This is a genomic window from Desulfuromonas acetexigens, from assembly GCF_900111775.1.
Lineage (GTDB): Bacteria > Desulfobacterota > Desulfuromonadia > Desulfuromonadales > Trichloromonadaceae > Trichloromonas > Trichloromonas acetexigens.
Genome location: NZ_FOJJ01000014.1, coordinates 1 through 17,118, shown reverse-complemented (window position 1 = coordinate 17,118; position 17,118 = coordinate 1). Strand labels below are relative to the sequence as shown.

The following is a 17,118-nucleotide window of genomic DNA, read 5'->3' as shown; positions in this document are numbered from 1 at the left end:
AGGGTTCGCGAGTTACGCAACAAAATCCGCAACGAAGCGGCCGAAGACGTTGCCGCCGGCGTGACGCCGCCAGGCTTCATCGATTTAGACTTCGGCGCGTATGCAACTTCTTAACCGGACACTGCTGTATTTTTATCAAAAAAGTTCTAAATCCATCAATCTACAGTCCACTCTGGGTTCATCTTTAGCTGCGGAAGCTTCGCTGAATTCAGATGGTTGATAGAAACGTCTCGGATTTCACCCAAAAATGTGAAATGGAAAGGGAGGTTGCCAACAGATTTTTGTAAATGGCTCATTTCAGGACAACGACCTGTTCAGTTCCAGCCGAATTTTAATTACCTGGTGTTTTTTCCCGAAAGTTATTCCAACCGGTATATTGGGATCGTCGGCGGTGTGATCGGCAGATTCTTACAGACCCTGGTATCCGAGACGTTTTGCCGGGAAGGATATGCTAATCGCTTGTGTGCCCGGAGTATTCTCAAAAATCTTTCGTGCTTGTCGTGATACAGAACGACGAGGATAAAGATGGTTGGACTGCCGGGCCGCAGTGTGGTAGGATTTAATCCTACTAAAAGCAATTGGGGGCGACCATGCGAACTACGAAACAAATTAGCATTACCCTGCCCAACGACATGGCGGACATGGTAAAAGCCAAGGTGCGGACTGGCGAGTATGCCAGCGAGAGTGAAGTAATTCGGGACGGCCTACGGGTTCTCATGGCGCGTGATCGCGCCGTCGAAAGCTGGCTGCATAACCAAGTCGGTCCATCCTACGACGCACTGAAGGCCGACCCATCTCGCGCCGTCACTGCTGACCAAGTACGTGCTCGCTTAGCCACTGAACGTGCCAAGACACGATGAGCTATCGCATCATCTTCACTCCGGAAGCCGCGGACCAGCTTGCCGACCTGTACCACTACATCGCAGAGGCGGCCGCACCCGAAATCGCCGCACAGTACACCGAGGCAATCGTGAGCTACTGCGAAAACCTGCATATGTTTCCTCATCGTGGCACAATGCGGGATGATGTGCGACCAGGCCTACGCATAACCAACTACAAAAAACGAGCAATGATCGCTTTCCACGTGGACGCCGATCTGGTCTCAATCATTGGTATTTTCTACGGTGGTCAGGACTACGAAGCAATCCTTTCAGATAATGACTCTGGCGATAGCGGCACTGAACACTGACTCAGTCAGGGGTCCCTTCGGACCGTTCAAAATATAGCGCATTATCGGAAAAGCCCTCGATCACCGGATCGGGGGCTTTTCGCGTGTTATAAGGAGTGATTTATAAGAATCGGCAATGGTTAATGGTGTCGGCGGCGACGCGATGCTTCGGCCACCACCGTAATTTAGTTTTGATTTTCAGATTTGCACAGACGTGCTTTCCGTCCGGCTGATTAAGTGTTATGTTTTTTTAAGTTTACCTGTTTGTAATCGGTCGTGAATTCTGTTTCGCTCAACCATACTGGGTGTCCAACCCATATTTGATCAATGTTTTTTGGAAGAGTGGCCCCGTTAGCAACAGCTTCTATTAATTCGTGGTCGAGCAGGTAATTGTCACCATAGATTTCTGTTACGAATATTTTGATACATTCATCGTAGCCAACAAATTTTTTAACGGACTTTTCAAGGTGTTTTAAAAAAATCTCTTTTACTCCGTTGTTCATTTCTGTTTCATCGTCATCCGAAAAATCCATAGCCGTATCTAGAACATTAAGGGTAACCCCAACACCTTTTTCCGGCATGTCGTCATCTTTTTCTATTTCTGAAATGAGACGGAAACTCCATTTGATAGGTTGTGATCCATTTATGTATCCGTTATTTCTAACAATATTTTTATTTTTGATTATTTGTTGAGAGATATTCAGTGCCCAGCTTTCCACTTTACGTTTGATCGGGACCAAGTCCGAAGCTTTTGCTTCTAGAATGTAGAGCGCGTCTTGAAACTGATAGTTTAGATTGCTAGCAATCGCTTCCATAAAATCATGATGAGCACTGTGTTGACGTAAGTGATCTGGTGGCCAAGTAATGAGTTTATGTTCAAGAACTATATCTTTATCATCAGGTGAAGTAAGTCTGCACTCTGGGCTTGGTCTGTCGCTTGGGGTATTGTCCAAGCATTCTGACCATACGTACTTTGTGCCATTAATACGATTATAGGCATCAACAAAGCCTGACAAATTCTGCCATTCACACTTACTTTTATTTGGAAGACAACGGAACATATATTTCCTTATCTTGATTTCAGAACATAACGTAGAAGTAACCGGCACTGCGCGGCTTTATTGCTCAAACTCCGGTTGACAGCCGGGTTGGGGGCTATGCGCATTCTTCGCTTCTTCGCACTGCTGGAGTAGCTTGATCTGTTCAGCCATTGGAAGATCGCAGAAATCAGGGACATTGGCCCCGATAATTTTCACGGGACCGTTGCTCGTGATTATGTAACCACCTTCGCCATCCACTTCGAGTAGCTGGAAGGAACTGCCACATGAACCGCAATAAAGTTCCGATGTGTCATGCGGTGGCCACCATGTCTTTGTATCTCCACACATGCATGTGAGAGGAATTGAAGTTGTTGAACCGATCAACCCGATTTTGACAAAGAAAAAGTATTTCGAGTTACGGCTTGCAATCGCCCCAGAGAGCGCTTTGGCGGCAAGCTGCAATGAGGTAGACAATTTTTCTGCTTGGGGCTTCAGCATAAGCTTTTCCAGGCATTTGACGAGACTCGGAATGTATGTGGCAACCAACGCCTTGCACGCGGTTTCGAGTACTTCGTACTTCAACTCACTGAAATTCTCGGTGCTTGGTAGATATGGGCCATCGTCGTCACCAAAGATTACTTCTGTGCCTGACGATGAGGTGAAGAAGGTAGATATATAGCCGATGTGCGTGAACTCAGAGGAGAACTTAAATATGTTCTTCAAGTCATCGGATAAGTCCGGGTCTGACGGTACGCCAAGCACTGAAAAGAGAAAGTCCACTTTCTGCGCGAAGGTGGTGTGATTACATTCAGTGATATGGGACTTCGTCCAGTCTTTGAATTTTATGGTTCTAAACTCGTTCAGCGCGCTTTCCATTTCTTGGTTGAATAAAGCGTGGGCCAAGGACTTTGTTGCGTACTTGCTAAAGCTGTTGAGGGAGACGAGGACGTGATAATTGAACGACTTTGGATCGAGAAGATATAGCTGATAAGAGTCGGAGATGATGCTATCTATGTACTGCCGAGTCGCAGTAACGAGATTGTTGTAGTCATCGAAGCCCCTTGAAAGAACCGACACATTCTCTATTGTGATGTGCGCTCGGTCGTCCGGTGACGTAAGCGCCGCGAGCTTCTCAAAGACTGAAAAACTGTTCAGTTGAAGTCGAAGGACTATTGGGATAAACGCATTCAAATCCATGCCGGATTTGAACTGCGGTGTTAGAAGGGAATCGTTCTTTAGGGTGGACTCGATCTCTCCATGCATGAGCCGCAACGTGCTGATGGCATTTGAGAAGGTTTCGTTCAAGAACGCTATGTTGCTACAAAGAACCCGATAGTTACTGAGAGCTGCGGAGTTTTTACGCTCAGTCAGGTTCGACGAAATCTTCTTCAGAACATCAATCTCGTTCATGGCGGTTCCTTTGGCCCCCAACTTGTTTATAGACGGACCCGTATAAGATAACAATCTGCCCGCCCTTGTCCGCATAAGACCCCTTTTGTATTTTCTAACAACACGCCGAAATCTTCATATTTACAAGTACCTACGGCATTCCCTACAATTTAGTGTGGTTTATATCAGGGTCCTGATAAAAAACCATCTTCACAGACTGTCCATCGGGCTGCGTACACCTGCGGGATCACGGTTTAATACGCGGGTGTAAATCATGGTCGTTTTGACATCATTATGACCAAGCAGTTCTTGTATCGTGCCGACACCGGAACCCGCTTCCTGCAGATGAAAGCAGCAACCTACAAAACAAAAAACCACCCTCCATTAGCCTCAATGGCCAACGTTCGGTGGTTTTCAATCCTCGCCAATCTTCTTTCCGCGCCCCTGCAACACCATCAATCCATCCCCCATGGAACACATCAAATAAGACGAAATCCAATCTACTCTACTCTGAGAGTTGGGTCAAAGGTTCCAGTCCTATTTATGTTCTTATATTGTCCTAGGCCGCTCAGATTGGCAGAAATCCGCAATTGTTACTAACCCTCCATTCCGAGCTGAAACCACAATAAGCCGATAACTTTTCATGACCACTCCCACCGGGAAGAAATTTTTCTCCAAGCGAAAAAGGAGGTCGTCATGGGAATGAGAGTTGGGTATGCACGGGTAAGCTCGTCTGGACAAAAACTGGATCTTCAAATGGATCGGCTGTCGGATTGCGACCGCATCTACCATGAGAAGGCATCGGCCGCTTCAGCAAAGGGGCGCCCTGAACTGCAAAAGGCTCTTGACTTCGTTCGAGACGAGGATGTGTTCGTCGTGACCAAGCTCGACCGCTTGGCGAGATCGGTGGTAGACTTGGCAGGGATTGTACAGAAACTCGAAATCAAGAAAGTCGACCTGGTAGTTTTGGACCAAGGAATCGACACAACAACCATGTATGGCCGGCTTCAGTTCAACATTCTTGCCGCGATCGGCGAGTTCGAGCGGGAGTTGATCAAGGAACGGTCGATGGAAGGCCGCATCAAGGCGATCGCTCGCGGTGTAAAATTTGGTGCCAAGCCGAAACTGACCAAGCAGGAGATTGCAGATTTGATCAGGGACTTTGAAGAGCCAGGATGTAGCAAAACCGAAATCTCCGAGCATTATGGCATCAGCCGATCATCAGTCTATCGGTTGTATGCTGAGAACCGTTCCTAAGCTGTCTGAAAAATAGCGCATTAATAGAAACGCCCCCGACAAGGATATCGTGGGCGTTTCGTGTTCTATAGAGGTAAAAAAGAAGAAGACCCGCCCGGTGATTAGGAGGGGTTTTGGGTGGGGGGTGCAACTTAACCATTCCACCCACCGTTCAGAAGACAATTGACCTCAGTGCAGGCTTGCACGGCGGCAATAAGCTCAGGCGCCCCCCGTGGTCCCGGCCGAGGCCAGGAGTTCAAGAAAGGCCTCAAGGCGCAGCTTGAGCTGTTCGGAATCTGACTCGGAATAGTCTGTTTCGATCTGCAGGAAGGGAAGTCCCGTCTCCTGCTGCAAATACCGGCGCAGGCTATAGGATTCGATATTGTAGGTATGGCAGGCCTGCCAGGTCAGGTCGATAATACCGTCGACCTGGAACTCTTTGGCCAGGCGGGCAACAAGCTCGAAACGATTGCGGTTGGGCGACATGCAGGAGCAGGGAATGTTCAGGTAACATTCGGCGATGGCCCGCAGGGGATCATCGCTCTGGCGTACCGGTTCGACCTTCTTGTAGGCACCGCAGCTCTCGAAACAGACAACCTGGCCGCCGGCTTCTTCGAGCAGACGCACGACCTTGTCAGAACCGAGCCCGACGGGAACTCCTGTCAGCAGGATTCTTGGCGCATCGGTTGCCAGCGTGGAAAGCCCCAAGCGGACCCACTCGGTCAGCTCTGCCGTCAACTGGTCGATCAGCTTGATCGTGGCGCGTTTGTCGAGGGCAAAACCGCGATTGTGCAGAACGGTGAGCATTTCCTTGCCGCTGATCGGAGCCGGCTTGTGACGGCAGACATCCTGCAGGGCTTTGAGGCTGCGCCGTTCGTCGTTAAGCAAGGCGATGGCGTCCCGCAACTTGTCCTCGGTGATTTCGACCCCAAAGCTCTCTTCCAGTCGTGTCTGCAGCCGTTGCAGTTCTTTGACCCAGTAGTCAAGGGCCGAGTCATGGTCCTGAACCTGGGGAAGCTGCATCAGATGCACCGGTTTGAATTCCTCCATCAGCTCGTACATCTTCTTTTTGCCGTCGCAGGTCGTCTCGGCAACGATCAGGTCGGAAAAATGGAAGAAGGGACAGGTGTCGGTGGCGGCAAAGCCGTAACTCGACTTGATCAGGGGGCAGAGGTTGCGGGGCAGCACCTGCTCTGCGGCGGGAATTGGGTTCTGGCTGGTGCCGCATAACATGACGGGGCTGGCTCCGGCAGCGACGATCAACTCGGCCGGGGCGTAAAGGCAATAGGTGCCGACAACGGCTTGTCCCGCTTCTTTGGCGTCCTTAAGGGCAAGAACGTTGATCTCGCGCAACTTCTCTATCTGTTTAAACACTGCAGATTCCACAATAACCTCCGATTCAAAGTTCGCTGCCGATCAGGGCCGCCCCCAGCGCTCCGGCCATCTGGGGGTAGATGGGTATCCTCAGCGGCAAGCCAAGAGATTGTTCGATGCGCCGGCAGACGGCCGGATTGTTGGCCAGTCCTCCGGTAAACGTGATTTCCGCAACGCGTGGCATGCGCCCGACCAGGCCCGTCAGGCGTTTGGAAATCGAATCAATCACTCCTGCGGCGATGGCTCCTTTGTCGATGCCCCGGGCCAACAAGCCGACAATTTCCGACTCGGCAAAGACGGTGCACATGCTGCTCAGAACGACCGGCTCGGACCCCTGGGTCAACTCCTCAAGCCCGTCCAGGGATATATCGAGCACACCTGCCAGCATCTGGAGAAAGCGTCCGGTCCCGGCCGCACACTTGTCGTTCATGATAAAATCCGTGACATTGCCGGTGCCATCCAGAGCGATGACCTTGCTGTCCTGTCCGCCGATGTCCACCACCAGTCGGCTTCCCGGGACCATATGCTCGGCGCCGCGCGCATGGCAGGTCACCTCGGTGACCCGGCGATTGGCGAAAGGAAGGGAGACGCGGCCGTAGCCTGTCCCGACCACGCTATGAACGTCCTCGGCGCAAAGACCGCAATCGTCCAGCAAAGTGTCAAAGGCGTGCTTCCCGGCAGACTTAGAATCCCATCCGGTCGCCATGACCACCTGTCCGCAAATCTGGCCACCAGCAAGAAGGATGGCCTTGGTCGCTGTTGAGCCGATATCAATACCAACGGAGATTCGTGTCATGGTTTCCATCCTGATGACCTGTGCAGCATCGTCGCTTAATTCAACGGGCATCAATTTATGTAAACCAACACAGGAATGTCAAACCGGAAATATAGATACTTTAAATGCTGTCGATCAGGAATTCCTATGGTATCGCCTGAAAGATTAAAACTCTCTACACCTCTTTCAGGCAAACGATCCGCCACTGAAATAAGGGACGTCCTATTTGATGTATCAATATGTTGCATGTCAATTTTCGGCAACCTTCCCGAGCTTCTCAAAACCCCTGGTCATAAGAAAAGGCCACGCTCCGATGAATGTGGCCTTTTCTATGTGCCTAAAGTAGTGCTGATCGCCGCTGTGGACTTTGAGATGCTCGTGATCTCATGCGGTAAACGGTCAACCAAATATGGATTCTGGGGTGCAATCCACTTCTGATATTTTGTGCAATCGTCTGCGTATTCCGGTCGAATCCGGCCACGATTCCGACGGGAAAGCGTCCACCGTTCCGGCGGGAATCCGGCCGGCATTCCGATTCGATTCCGTCCACCATTCCGGAGCCATCCGGCCAATGTGATGTGAGAGTGTAGTCGCGGGGTAACTCCACGGGTATCCTGCCGTCCTTGATTCCATCCGAGGAGGGCGTGATGCCGAGAGAAAGAGTTGCCATGCGAAAAATACGTGAGATCCTGCGCCTGGTCTGGGGCTGCAACCAGAGCCGGCGTGATACGGCCAAAGCCTGCGGGGTCGGCAAGAGCACCGTGAACGATACGATTGCTCGCGCCATCGCCGCCGGCCTGTCCTGGCCAGTGGAACTAGACGACGAGTCCCTTGAAAAACTTCTTTATCCCCCGCCGCAACCACCTTCATCCCGCAAGCTGCACCAGCCCGACTGGCAATCTCTGCACGATGAACTGACCAGCCACAAACACCTCACCCTGATGCTGCTCTGGCAGGAGTACAAAGAGGGCGAACCTTCCGGTTACCAGTACAGCCAGTTCTGTGAACTCTATCGGCAATGGCGCAAGAAGCTGGATCGTTCTATGCGTCAGGAGCACCGTGCCGGTGACAAGTTTTTCGTCGACTACAGCGGGTCGACCCTACCCATCGTGGACGCCTCGACGGGGGAGATCCGGGAAGCCGAGATCTTCGTCGGGGTCATGGGCAACAGCAACCTGACCTACGCCGAGGCGACCTGGACCCAGGGGCTTCCCGACTGGATCGGTTCCCACGTCCGGGCCTTCGGTTATCTCGCCGCCGTTCCCCAGTGCGTGGTCCCGGACAACTTGCGCTCCGGGGTCACCAAGGCCTGCCGCTACGAGCCGGACCTCAATCCCTCCTACGCCGAACTCGCCGACCATTACGGCACCGCCGTCATCCCCGCCCGCGTTCGCCGTCCCAAGGATAAGGCCAAGGTCGAAGGGGGCGTGCTGATCGCCCAGCGCTTTATTCTGGCCGGGCTTCGTCAGCGCACCTTCTTCAGTCTGGCGGAAGCCAACGCCGCCATCCGGCAACGCCTGGAACTGCTCAATAACCGTCCCTTCCGCAAACTCCCCGGCTGTCGCCGCAGCCGCTTTGAAGAGCTCGACCGGCCGGAGATGCGGCCGCTGCCCGAGGAACCCTACCAGTTTTCCCAATGGAGCAAAGCCCGGGTCCATATCGATTACCATGTCGAGGTGGACAACCATTTCTACAGCGTCCCCCATCGCCTGGTGGGAGAGCAGTTGGAGATCCGCGCCACCGCCACTACCATCGAATGCCTGCACAAGGGGAATCGGGTGGCTTCCCATCCCCGGTCGTATCTACAGGGCAAGCACAGCACCCTGCCGGAACACATGCCCAAGGCGCATCGGGAATATGCCGAGTGGACGCCGCAGCGCATCGTCGCCTGGGCGGCCCAGAGCGGAGCGGCCACGGCCGCCGTCGTGGAGCAGATTCTTTCGCGCAAGGCCTACCCCGAGCACGGCTTCCGTTCCTGCATGGGGGTCATATCCCTGGGCAAGCGCTTTTCCAAGGAACGCCTGGAGGCCGCCTGCGCCCGGGCGCTCGCCATCCGCGGCGTCAGTTACAAAAGCATCAAGTCGATTCTGGAGAACAACCTCGACCAGAAGCCGCTACCCAGCCAACTGGAATTACCGCCCGTCTCCCACGAGAACCTCCGGGGAACCCATTACTACAACGACGAAAGGCTCTCCCATGCTGAACCAACCGACCATTGAAAAACTCACCGCCATGAAGCTCTCCGCCATGGCCAAGGCCTTTGCCGACCAGATGCAACGCCCGGACATGGCGGCGCTCTGTTTCGAGGAGCGTTTCGGTTTGATCGTGGATTTCCAGATGACCGAACTGGAAAACCGGCGCATGCAGAACCGGCTCCGGACGGCCAAACTGCGCTTCTCCGCTTCCATCGAAGACCTCGATCTGCGTCAGGGCCGGGGCCTGGACCGGGCCCTGATCCTGTCGCTGGCCCAGAACCAGTGGGTAAGACAGCATCACAACATCCTCGTCACCGGCCCGACCGGCGCCGGCAAGAGCTACCTCGCCTGCGCCCTGGCCCAGAAAGCCTGCCGGGACGGCCACACCGTTCTCTACCAGCGGCTGCCGCGCCTGCTGCACGACATCGCCGTCGCCCGGCTCGACGGCCGCTACCACAAACTCATGGCCCCCATCGGCAAGTGCGAGGTGCTGGTCCTCGACGATCTGCTCATCTCGCCGCTCACCACCGAGGAGCAGCGCGAACTGCTGGAAATCGTCGAGGAACGCTACGACCGCAAAGCCACCATCGTCACCAGCCAACTGCCGATCAAGGCCTGGTACGATGCCATGCAGGATCCAACCCTGGCCGACGCCATCCTCGACCGCTTGGTGCACAACGCCTACAGGCTCGAACTCAAGGGCGAATCGATGCGCCGGAAGCGATCCACACTTGACCGGAAATCCGAAGCCGTGACAGAGTAAAAACCCCACCCCGAGACCCACTCTCGGCACTGGCCGAAATCACCGGAACGCTGGCCGGATTCACAGCGGAACGGCGGCCGCCTTCATGTCAGTTCTTCTGGCCGATTTCAACGGAATACGCAATCGTCTTCTGAAAATGACAACTTCCGGGCAAAATCTGGATAGCCAGGTGGACGCTCTCAAGGCGGCCGGCTGCTCAAAGATTTTCAGCGACAAGGTTTCCGGACTGAAGGAGGATCGACCCGGTTGGAATCAGGCGATGGAGTATCTGCGCGAGGGGGATACCTTGGTTATTACCGAACTCTCGCGCATGAGCCGGAGTTTGGCCCATCTGCTCAAGGTCGTACAGGAGTTGGAAGGGAAAGGGGTAAAGATCGAAAGCCTGCGGGAAAACATCAACACCACAACCGCCACGGGCCGGGCCTTCCTCTCGATCATGGGGGCCATCAATCAAATGGAGCGGGAACTGCGGGCGGAAAGGACTGCTGCCGGAAGAGAGGCGGCCCGGGCGCGGGGCCGAAGCGGTGGCCGGCCCAAGATCGACCAGAAGAAAATCAAACAGGCGCAAAGCCTGTTCGCCGCCGGGTACACGGTGGCGGAAGCCTGCAAGGTTGTCGGGATCGGGAAAAGGACGTTTTTTCGGCACAAGGACAATGCCGAGGGGCCGGACTCTTTGGAAGGGTGAAAATTTCGTACGTACGAAATTTTTCCCGGACCTCTGGAAAAACCGGGTTTCAAATTTGCCCTGGAATCGATTTTTTCGGGGGCAGGGTGGGGAAGTCTCGGGCTCAGATTTTAGGAAAAGCGAAAGATCACCGGTTCAATGGCGCCGAATTACAGGCCAACCTCGGCCCCCGTCGGTCCCTCTCTCTGCACCTCCGGACTTTGCAGCGCGTAATCCTTCATCTGGCCACTCCTGAAAAAACCGGCGTTAGCGCGCCGGGGTTGGTAATCACGGCGTTTGCTGCGCCGCGTGCTTCACTCTCAAAATTTCGACGGTGCGGGACTCGGCCAGCACACGATAAAAAATGATGTAGTTCGGATGCGCGACCAGCTCGCTCAACCACTCGGGCAAGCCCGGCCGTCCCTTGCGGCCAAGCTCTGGATGCTGTGCAAGCGGTTTGGTCTTGTCGCGCAGATCCTGGCCGAAGCTCTTGGCCCGCGTCGGGTTGTCCTTGCCGATGTAGCGCACGATGGCCCGCAAGTCCTCGCGGGCCATAGGCCGCCACTCAATGCGGTAAGGCTGTTCGGTCATGCGCGTTTTTTCTTCGGCAGGGCGGCAATGTCGGCGTCCATTTCGGCCATGACTTCATCATGAGGGATGTTCGGCCGGGGGTCGTCGATGGAAGCCTGAATCTCGCCAGCCAGCCACTGGTTATAGGCTGCTGCTTCATGCGCTCCGCGCATGGCCTCGGCGCGGCTCTGCCTGCTGCGAGTCATGTCCTTTTGGTCGGGGTTCCAGTTGGTGGCGTCAAGCTGCGCAACGGCAATGCCCACGTCGCGCAAGACTATTAGCGCAGAAGTGGGATTACCAAAGCGGCGCGGCTCCGTGCTGCGGGCCTTCGCCAAAAAGGCGTCTTGGCCGCTACGGGTGGCGATTTCAACGAAGAAGCCGCCGCCCTGCCCTTTCAGGGTTACACCCGTCACGCCTCCGGCGCTAGCCGTGGCGCGTAGCTGCTCTAGTGTCATGCTGTGCATGGTACGCTCCTTTATCAATCAAGACTACTTTTAAGCATTAATTGTACATGATTGATAGGAAGTCTGCAAGGTTGTCGGGATCGGGAAGTGGACGTTTTTTCGGCACAAGAGCAATGCCGAAGGTCCGGGCTCTTTGGAGGGATGAAAATTTCGTACGTACGAAATTTTTTCCGGACCTCTGGAAAAATCGGCCTTCAAATTTGCCCTGGAAGCGGTTATTTGGAAGTCCCGGACTCGGATTCCAGGGTCGTCAATTCCGAAATTTACGTTGATCAATTCCGAGATTTACGACGCTATGGGGTGCGTAGACCGACATCCTCCCCAACCTACAATGAGGGGTAGATGCCAATCATCAACCAGGAAAAAATCAAACAGGCCCAAAGCCTGTTCGCCGCCGGGCAGACGGTAGTGGAAGCGAACATACCGACGTATTGTCGTTGCACACTCAACGACCAGCCCCCGGCAGGATCCTCCTGACCGGGGGTTTGGCTTTCAGGGGGGATCATACGTGGCGAAGCTGTCTCAGGGACACTTCCGCCCGGTGATTTATCAGCTGGGCAATCTCCTCGTAGACCGGATGTCCCCCATAACGGGCGGTCATTCCGGCCGCCGTCTCCCTGGCCTTTCCCGGGATTTCCGTCGCCATTCGCCGCAAGGTGTCCACGACGGGCTTGGGCGACCTCGACCCGGCCTCTTCGGCAAAGGCAATCCAGGCCTGGCCGGTGACGTCGCGAGGGTCATAGACGCCGCCGATCGCCATGGCCATCCTTCGGCTCAGGCCATAGATGCCGGTACAGACCAGATCGTAAGCGGGCGCGAAGGAGGGGTTGGGGCCATGGTCGTAGAGCAGGGACAGGTTTTTGGCGTGGCAGTCGGCGTTGCCGATCAGGAAATTGAAGATCGCCAACTCGATCAGCCGGATCCGCTCGGCCAGGGGATTCCGGCACTGGCCGATGACCTGGAAGCAGACCCGGAATCCCGGCCCGCCCTTTTCTTCATATTTGCGCCGATATGAAATGCCCGTCGCCTGGCAGAAGTCTTCCTGATGGATGCGAACGATGTCCTCGTCGCCGACGTGGCGGTCGTAGCGTTCGACGAGATAGACCGGTTCCCGCTCCTTGACCGGCAACAGAAAGGCGTTGGGGACCCTCAGCCCCATGGCCCCGCCCAGGGCCATGCAGAAGGCTTCGTTTTCCACCAGGCCGGGGAAGCGAGGGTTCGGCGGTTTGAGGATATGCGTGCTGGGAGCTCCGTCCAGCGGCAGAAGGATGGTTTCTCCCCGCAGCGCGACCGGAATCTTGTCCTGCACGCCAGCCAGGGAAAGCCGGGTGTGCTCGCCTTCGTCGAGAAACGACGGGTCCATGATATAGGCTTCGTCGAGGAGCTTGCCGAAATCGGCGTCCGTCAGCGGGCGATACCGGGAAGGGGGGGATTGGGAAAACCCGTCGAGAGGTTCGGGATGGAGGGCCGCCGCCCCGGCGCAATCGCCGCCCAGGGCGGCAAGCAGGGCGAAATCGTCGTCGGGGGAGACTCGGTACTTGCGGGCGAAGTGATCCCGCACCTGCCCTTCGGGCAACAGGTTCGCGAAAAATGCGCGGGAACGATCCGCCGGCAGCGGTTCGCCCTGCAACGGCAGGGAGAGCGACAGGGGGCAGGGAGCTTTGCCGCTCAGCCAAGAAGCGTCGTAAGTGAAGGACAGATCGCCTTCCGCCAAATCGCCGACCTTGGCCCCGTTAATGTAGACATGAAGAACCCGGCTCATGGAGTTCACTCCCGAAGGTCGGCGAACAGATCGATGCCGAGCATTTTAAGGAGATGGAGCACTTTGCCGATCTCCGCCGTTTCCTTGCCGCGCTCGACCTCCGAGATGAACTTGACGCTTACCCCGCAGAAATCGGCGACCTGCCCCTGGGTCAGCTGCTGCGCCTTGCGTTTTTTCCGCAGCAGCTCGCCAAGATCTTTGGGTCCGTTGATCGCGCGCGTCCCCTCTTCGCTCCGAATCACCACCACCTCCACCGTGCGAAATAATTTAACCGTTCGGTTAACAATAAGCGGCTTGCCGCCTCGTCGCAACAAAATAATACCGAACGGTTAATTCTCTGGCACTGCCAAGACCCTTCGCCAACTTTTCTACCGAACGGTGAAATAAGCGGTCGCCGGTCGGGGTTTCCCTACCCACCAAGCAGACGCGGGCCGTTGCCCAACTCCTGAATCATCCCGTGATTGCGAGAGCAAATGCCCCGGAACTCGGGCGATATCCGCTCGTCGGCGGCGGCGGTCGCCCAGAAGCGAAGGGCGGACTGGGGGCGCTTTCCCACTGGTCAGCGACAGCGGCATCGGGAAACGCTGCGGCGAAGGTTCGGACGGCGTAATTTAAAATGGCGTCTAAGAAAACGGTTCCGCTTCAAGCTGAGCAATTAGGGAGTCGATCAAACAGGGTCCGGTCTGAAGCATTTCTTCCCGGAGATCTTCGCAATCCTCATCTTCGATGATGGGGTACCCATCGTCATCACAAGGGTATTGATCTATTGTGCCTCCCGCAAAATCTTCTACAATCAATGCTGGAATACTGTGAAAATTAGGATTCCTTGTTGATGGAAAAAGAAAAAAACATTCTTTTTGTAAATGATACCAGACGCTTTTCGAGCAAGAGAGCATCTCCCGCAGTTCTTCGACATCAAGTTCACGAATAAACTCTTGGTATTCAGTTTTAAGTTTATTTAGGTTTTCTTCGCAGTCCATATTCACTCCTCTTCCATGCCCTTTTGCTGTTAATTACATGCTTACACTAGCATCCTTCAAAAATGAAGAATAGGTTATCAGTATATGCTTCCGCAATAATTCGGCAGCATATACATATGACTTATCGTTAAACTCGAATCTTCCTTTGTCATGATCGACGGCATCTTTGACACTGTATTTTTTTGAAAACACATTGTTTTTCTTGTCCTTCAATACATACTCGATGTCGAAGTCGGCAATGATGTCATATTCGAATGACCCGAAGCCTACGGTTGCCAAACCTTTAAAAAATGTCTTCCAAAATTCGTAATCAGGATAAGAAGGCCCCATCTTATCCTTAGCCACCATGTTTACAGTCACTGTGTAGTCTGCGGTGGAATCATCAACCACATAGGTATTCGGCGGCAACTGGTTCGACAGAAACTGCGAAAAACCACTCAACACCTCTGCGGATGCAACAGAAAGACGCGCCTCGGAAATCGGCTGAAGCTTCTGCTGCTGTCCTCCCGTGAAAAGCCCTGGCTCGGGCTGTGAATAGAAAATTTCCTGCCGAAAGCTTTTACCTTGCCAGTTCTGGGAACTCACCCTCTCAACGACAGGCATCTCAATCTTGGCATGGTTAGCACAGCCACTGACCAGGATGGCACCCATAATGAAAAACAATAACAGACCTCTCTTCATGCAAAAATCTCCTTTAATCCTTGGTTAAGTACAAAGTTTTCCCAAAAACGCAAAAAACCCATCTCCATGAAACCGAAGATGGGCAACCAGTGTAGGTGCTGAAATTCTTCGGCAACCCGGCTATCCAGCGCTGCTGGACCCGTGGCTTTGCGTCCCCAGGTCACCCTGGGTTTGCTATTATCGGAATCAGACTAATTTTGTCGGATCAATCAAACCACTAATGAAGAAAAAAATCAAGCCCAGAAAGCCTAGTCCTTACCGTTTCCGGCAGCCTCCTCCCTACCCGCCCAGCAGACGCGGGCCGTTGCCCAACTCCTGGATCATCCCCTGATTGCAGGAACAGATCTCCCGGAAGTCGGGCGATATCCGCGCGTCGGCGGCGGCCGTCGCCCAGAAGCGAAGGGCGGCCTGACGGGCGCTTTCCCACTGGCCGGCGACGGCGGCGTCGGGAAGACCCGGGGCGAAGGCGCGGGCGGGGACTTCCCCCTGGTGCGGGCGGTAGAGCATGGGCAGCACGTCGTAGGCGGGGGCGAGCGAGAAACGGGGCTTGCTGTCCGTTTCGACCAGGGAGATGTTGCCGAAGTGCTGGTCGGTGTTGGCGATCAGGGTGCTGAAGGCCGAGAACAGGCGAAGGGCGTCGGCGTCTTCCGCCGAGAGCATTCCCGATTTCTCCAGTCGGCCTGCCGCCGCCGGCCAGTTGTCCAGGTGGCCGAAAAACTCGTTATCCACCGCCGCCAGGGACACCAGCGGCAGCCGCCCGAACCGCCCCTGCCGGTCGAAACGGGTAACTTCGAGAAAGGTCCGCGTTTCGGTGACATGAATCCGGGTTGAAGCGGCGCGGAGGCCCTGGGAGCGAAGTTCCTCCAGGGCCAGCTGTTCACAGATCAGCAGGTCGGCCCAGCGGCGACCGGAGGGAGTATCCGTGGTCGGCGAGAACTTGACCAGGACATGGCGGAACTCCTCCCCTTCCGCGAGAAGGGCGGCAAACTTGGGCTGCTCGCCCCCGGCGGAAGATCCGGGAGGATCGCCGGCCAGGGCGGCCCGGGCGAAGGCCTCATAGCGGGCCGGCAGTTCCGGGGGAAGCACCGGAGCCGGCTGCTCCCGGGCGGACTGGAAGTAGCGCTGCAAGGAGAGTTCCCCGAGGATGAGGTTGCCCATGCCGTCCTCCCCCTTGCGGGAAAGGGCCATCAGCACATGCTCCTCGTTCCAGTCGGAAAGCCGCGCAGGAAGGTTCAGCTCCCGGCTCTGGAGATGGGCGAAGGCCCGGCCCATGAATCCGTCCGGGCGCAGGTCCTGAATGAACCAGGGCAGATGCCGCAGCAGTTCGCCCGACCCCGCCGCCGGCTGCCACCAGTATTCCCCCCGCTGCAACGCCAACAGCGTTCCCGCCGGTTCGGCGTCTCCGGTCGGAGAAATCCGGTAGACGGGGAATTCCCCGCCGGCGCCCCTGACATCCCTCGGCAAGCCGTAACGGGTCTGCCGCGCCCGCCCGAGGGCGACGACCTGCCCGCCCATGCCCGCAAGCAGCCGGGACAAGGTCGGCTGACTGACCCCGAGAGCCTGCTGCAGCTCTTTCGCGGTTTTGACCCCCGTTCGCAGCAGGGCGAGAAGCTGTTCAACCGGTCGCGGCATGACGTTCCTGAATAGATATCTGAATGGATTCAAAGGTCTCCCAAGCAGGATAACAGGGGATTCTCGATCCATCCACTATTTTTATTGAATAGATTTTCGAACATGGGTGCCCCACCAGCGACAACAGCCTCCCCGTTTGCCTGCGCATCGCCATCCCGTCGGCCCAGCCCCTCCCCCTCCCTCGAACCGCCCTTCGCCTCAAAATGCGACATAGTCGACCTGGAGAACGACTGAGTCGCATTTCGGTTTTTTCGGGATCAGTCGATTTCTGCAAATGCGAGATAGTCGACCTGGAGAAGTAACCGTCAACCCAGCCCATCTTGCTTGACGGTCTGCGATGCGGCATTCTTCTTCCGGGAGGCTAACCAATGATCCGGCAGTAGCTCATCGATCTGCTTGGCCGGGTGACTCATGATTCGCCGTAG

At 55.3% G+C, this 17,118-nt stretch carries 18 protein-coding genes, 1 pseudogene and 1 riboswitch; of the genes and pseudogenes, 7 read left to right on the top strand and 12 right to left on the bottom strand.

Annotation, left to right across the window (positions count from 1 at the left end; all coding sequences use genetic code 11):
• Positions 1-590 precede the first annotated feature (590 nt).
• Together BQ4888_RS17975 and BQ4888_RS08700 are read left to right on the top strand one after the other, a co-directional pair.
• Positions 591-860, top strand: coding sequence for a ribbon-helix-helix domain-containing protein (locus tag BQ4888_RS17975; RefSeq protein ID WP_092056482.1), 270 nt, complete (start codon positions 591-593; stop codon positions 858-860).
• Positions 857-1,189 carry a type II toxin-antitoxin system RelE/ParE family toxin gene (locus BQ4888_RS08700; RefSeq protein WP_092056480.1) on the top strand — a complete coding sequence of 111 codons (333 nt, stop codon included), beginning with the start codon at positions 857-859 and terminating at the stop codon, positions 1,187-1,189. The genes BQ4888_RS17975 and BQ4888_RS08700 overlap by 4 nt, the downstream gene beginning before the upstream one ends.
• A 212-nt stretch (positions 1,190-1,401) precedes the next feature.
• Here the strand turns inward: BQ4888_RS08700 and BQ4888_RS08695 are convergent, their stop codons facing one another.
• The 3 genes and pseudogenes from BQ4888_RS08695 to BQ4888_RS08685 all read right to left on the bottom strand — a co-directional run.
• Entirely contained in the window at positions 1,402-2,229 is an 828-nt protein-coding gene (locus BQ4888_RS08695) for a hypothetical protein (RefSeq protein WP_140396626.1), read from the bottom strand.
• A gap of 57 nt (positions 2,230-2,286) precedes the next feature.
• A complete protein-coding gene (locus BQ4888_RS08690) occupies positions 2,287-3,618 on the bottom strand; it encodes a hypothetical protein (RefSeq protein ID WP_092056476.1) in 1,332 nt (443 codons plus the stop codon).
• A 189-nt stretch (positions 3,619-3,807) separates the two neighbouring features.
• A pseudogene (locus BQ4888_RS08685) lies at positions 3,808-3,945 on the bottom strand (hypothetical protein); the annotation flags it as partial.
• Positions 3,946-4,293: 348 nt separating this feature from the next.
• On the opposite strand from BQ4888_RS08685, the gene BQ4888_RS08680 reads away from it, so the two are divergent.
• The gene (locus BQ4888_RS08680; RefSeq protein WP_092056473.1) at positions 4,294-4,854 is read left to right on the top strand and encodes a recombinase family protein; all 561 of its coding nucleotides are present in this window, start codon (positions 4,294-4,296) and stop codon (positions 4,852-4,854) included.
• A gap of 198 nt (positions 4,855-5,052) precedes the next feature.
• On the opposite strand, the gene BQ4888_RS08675 is transcribed toward BQ4888_RS08680, so the two are convergent.
• Both BQ4888_RS08675 and BQ4888_RS08670 read right to left on the bottom strand, forming a co-directional pair.
• A complete protein-coding gene (locus BQ4888_RS08675; RefSeq protein WP_240746436.1) occupies positions 5,053-6,207 on the bottom strand; it encodes a double-cubane-cluster-containing anaerobic reductase in 1,155 nt (384 codons plus the stop codon).
• A gap of 25 nt (positions 6,208-6,232) precedes the next feature.
• Positions 6,233-7,003 carry an acyl-CoA dehydratase activase gene (locus BQ4888_RS08670; RefSeq protein WP_092056471.1) on the bottom strand — a complete coding sequence of 257 codons (771 nt, stop codon included), beginning with the start codon at positions 7,001-7,003 and terminating at the stop codon, positions 6,233-6,235.
• Between the two features lie 647 nt (positions 7,004-7,650).
• On the opposite strand from BQ4888_RS08670, the gene istA reads away from it, so the two are divergent.
• From istA to BQ4888_RS08655, 3 genes are all read left to right on the top strand, one after another.
• On the top strand, positions 7,651-9,201 hold the full coding sequence (gene istA, locus BQ4888_RS08665; RefSeq protein ID WP_140396625.1) for an IS21 family transposase: 1,551 nt from the start codon (positions 7,651-7,653) through the stop codon (positions 9,199-9,201).
• Positions 9,179-9,940 carry an IS21-like element helper ATPase IstB gene (gene istB / locus BQ4888_RS08660; RefSeq protein WP_092056467.1) on the top strand — a complete coding sequence of 254 codons (762 nt, stop codon included), beginning with the start codon at positions 9,179-9,181 and terminating at the stop codon, positions 9,938-9,940. The genes istA and istB overlap by 23 nt, the downstream gene beginning before the upstream one ends.
• A gap of 85 nt (positions 9,941-10,025) precedes the next feature.
• The gene (locus BQ4888_RS08655) at positions 10,026-10,625 is read left to right on the top strand and encodes a recombinase family protein (RefSeq protein ID WP_092056466.1); all 600 of its coding nucleotides are present in this window, start codon (positions 10,026-10,028) and stop codon (positions 10,623-10,625) included.
• A gap of 267 nt (positions 10,626-10,892) precedes the next feature.
• On the opposite strand, the gene BQ4888_RS08650 is transcribed toward BQ4888_RS08655, so the two are convergent.
• Positions 10,893-11,195: a type II toxin-antitoxin system RelE/ParE family toxin gene (locus BQ4888_RS08650; RefSeq protein WP_092056464.1), complete on the bottom strand. Its 303-nt coding sequence runs from the start codon at positions 11,193-11,195 to the stop codon at positions 10,893-10,895.
• Positions 11,192-11,638, bottom strand: a complete 447-nt coding sequence (relB, locus tag BQ4888_RS08645; protein WP_092056462.1) for a type II toxin-antitoxin system RelB family antitoxin — start codon at positions 11,636-11,638, stop codon at positions 11,192-11,194. Before relB ends, BQ4888_RS08650 begins: the two co-directional genes overlap by 4 nt.
• A 342-nt stretch (positions 11,639-11,980) precedes the next feature.
• Between relB and BQ4888_RS17870 the strand changes: the two genes are divergently transcribed.
• Positions 11,981-12,115, top strand: a complete 135-nt coding sequence (locus BQ4888_RS17870) for a hypothetical protein (protein WP_280522498.1) — start codon at positions 11,981-11,983, stop codon at positions 12,113-12,115.
• A gap of 25 nt (positions 12,116-12,140) precedes the next feature.
• Here the strand turns inward: BQ4888_RS17870 and BQ4888_RS08640 are convergent, their stop codons facing one another.
• The 5 genes from BQ4888_RS08640 to yjjJ form a co-directional block, all read right to left on the bottom strand.
• On the bottom strand, positions 12,141-13,400 hold the full coding sequence (locus BQ4888_RS08640; RefSeq protein WP_092056460.1) for a type II toxin-antitoxin system HipA family toxin: 1,260 nt from the start codon (positions 13,398-13,400) through the stop codon (positions 12,141-12,143).
• Between the two features lie 5 nt (positions 13,401-13,405).
• A complete protein-coding gene (locus BQ4888_RS08635) occupies positions 13,406-13,642 on the bottom strand; it encodes a type II toxin-antitoxin system Y4mF family antitoxin (protein WP_205748054.1) in 237 nt (78 codons plus the stop codon).
• Between the two features lie 381 nt (positions 13,643-14,023).
• Positions 14,024-14,380, bottom strand: a complete 357-nt coding sequence (locus tag BQ4888_RS08630; protein ID WP_092056458.1) for a hypothetical protein — start codon at positions 14,378-14,380, stop codon at positions 14,024-14,026.
• Between the two features lie 33 nt (positions 14,381-14,413).
• Complete coding sequence (locus tag BQ4888_RS08625) at positions 14,414-15,061, bottom strand: hypothetical protein (RefSeq protein ID WP_092056456.1); 648 nt, start codon at positions 15,059-15,061, stop codon at positions 14,414-14,416.
• A gap of 107 nt (positions 15,062-15,168) precedes the next feature.
• Positions 15,169-15,247: riboswitch (cyclic di-GMP riboswitch) on the bottom strand.
• 93 nt (positions 15,248-15,340) lie between these two features.
• Positions 15,341-16,693, bottom strand: coding sequence for a type II toxin-antitoxin system HipA family toxin YjjJ (gene yjjJ, locus BQ4888_RS08620; protein WP_170232992.1), 1,353 nt, complete (start codon positions 16,691-16,693; stop codon positions 15,341-15,343).
• Positions 16,694-17,118: the final 425 nt, after the last annotated feature.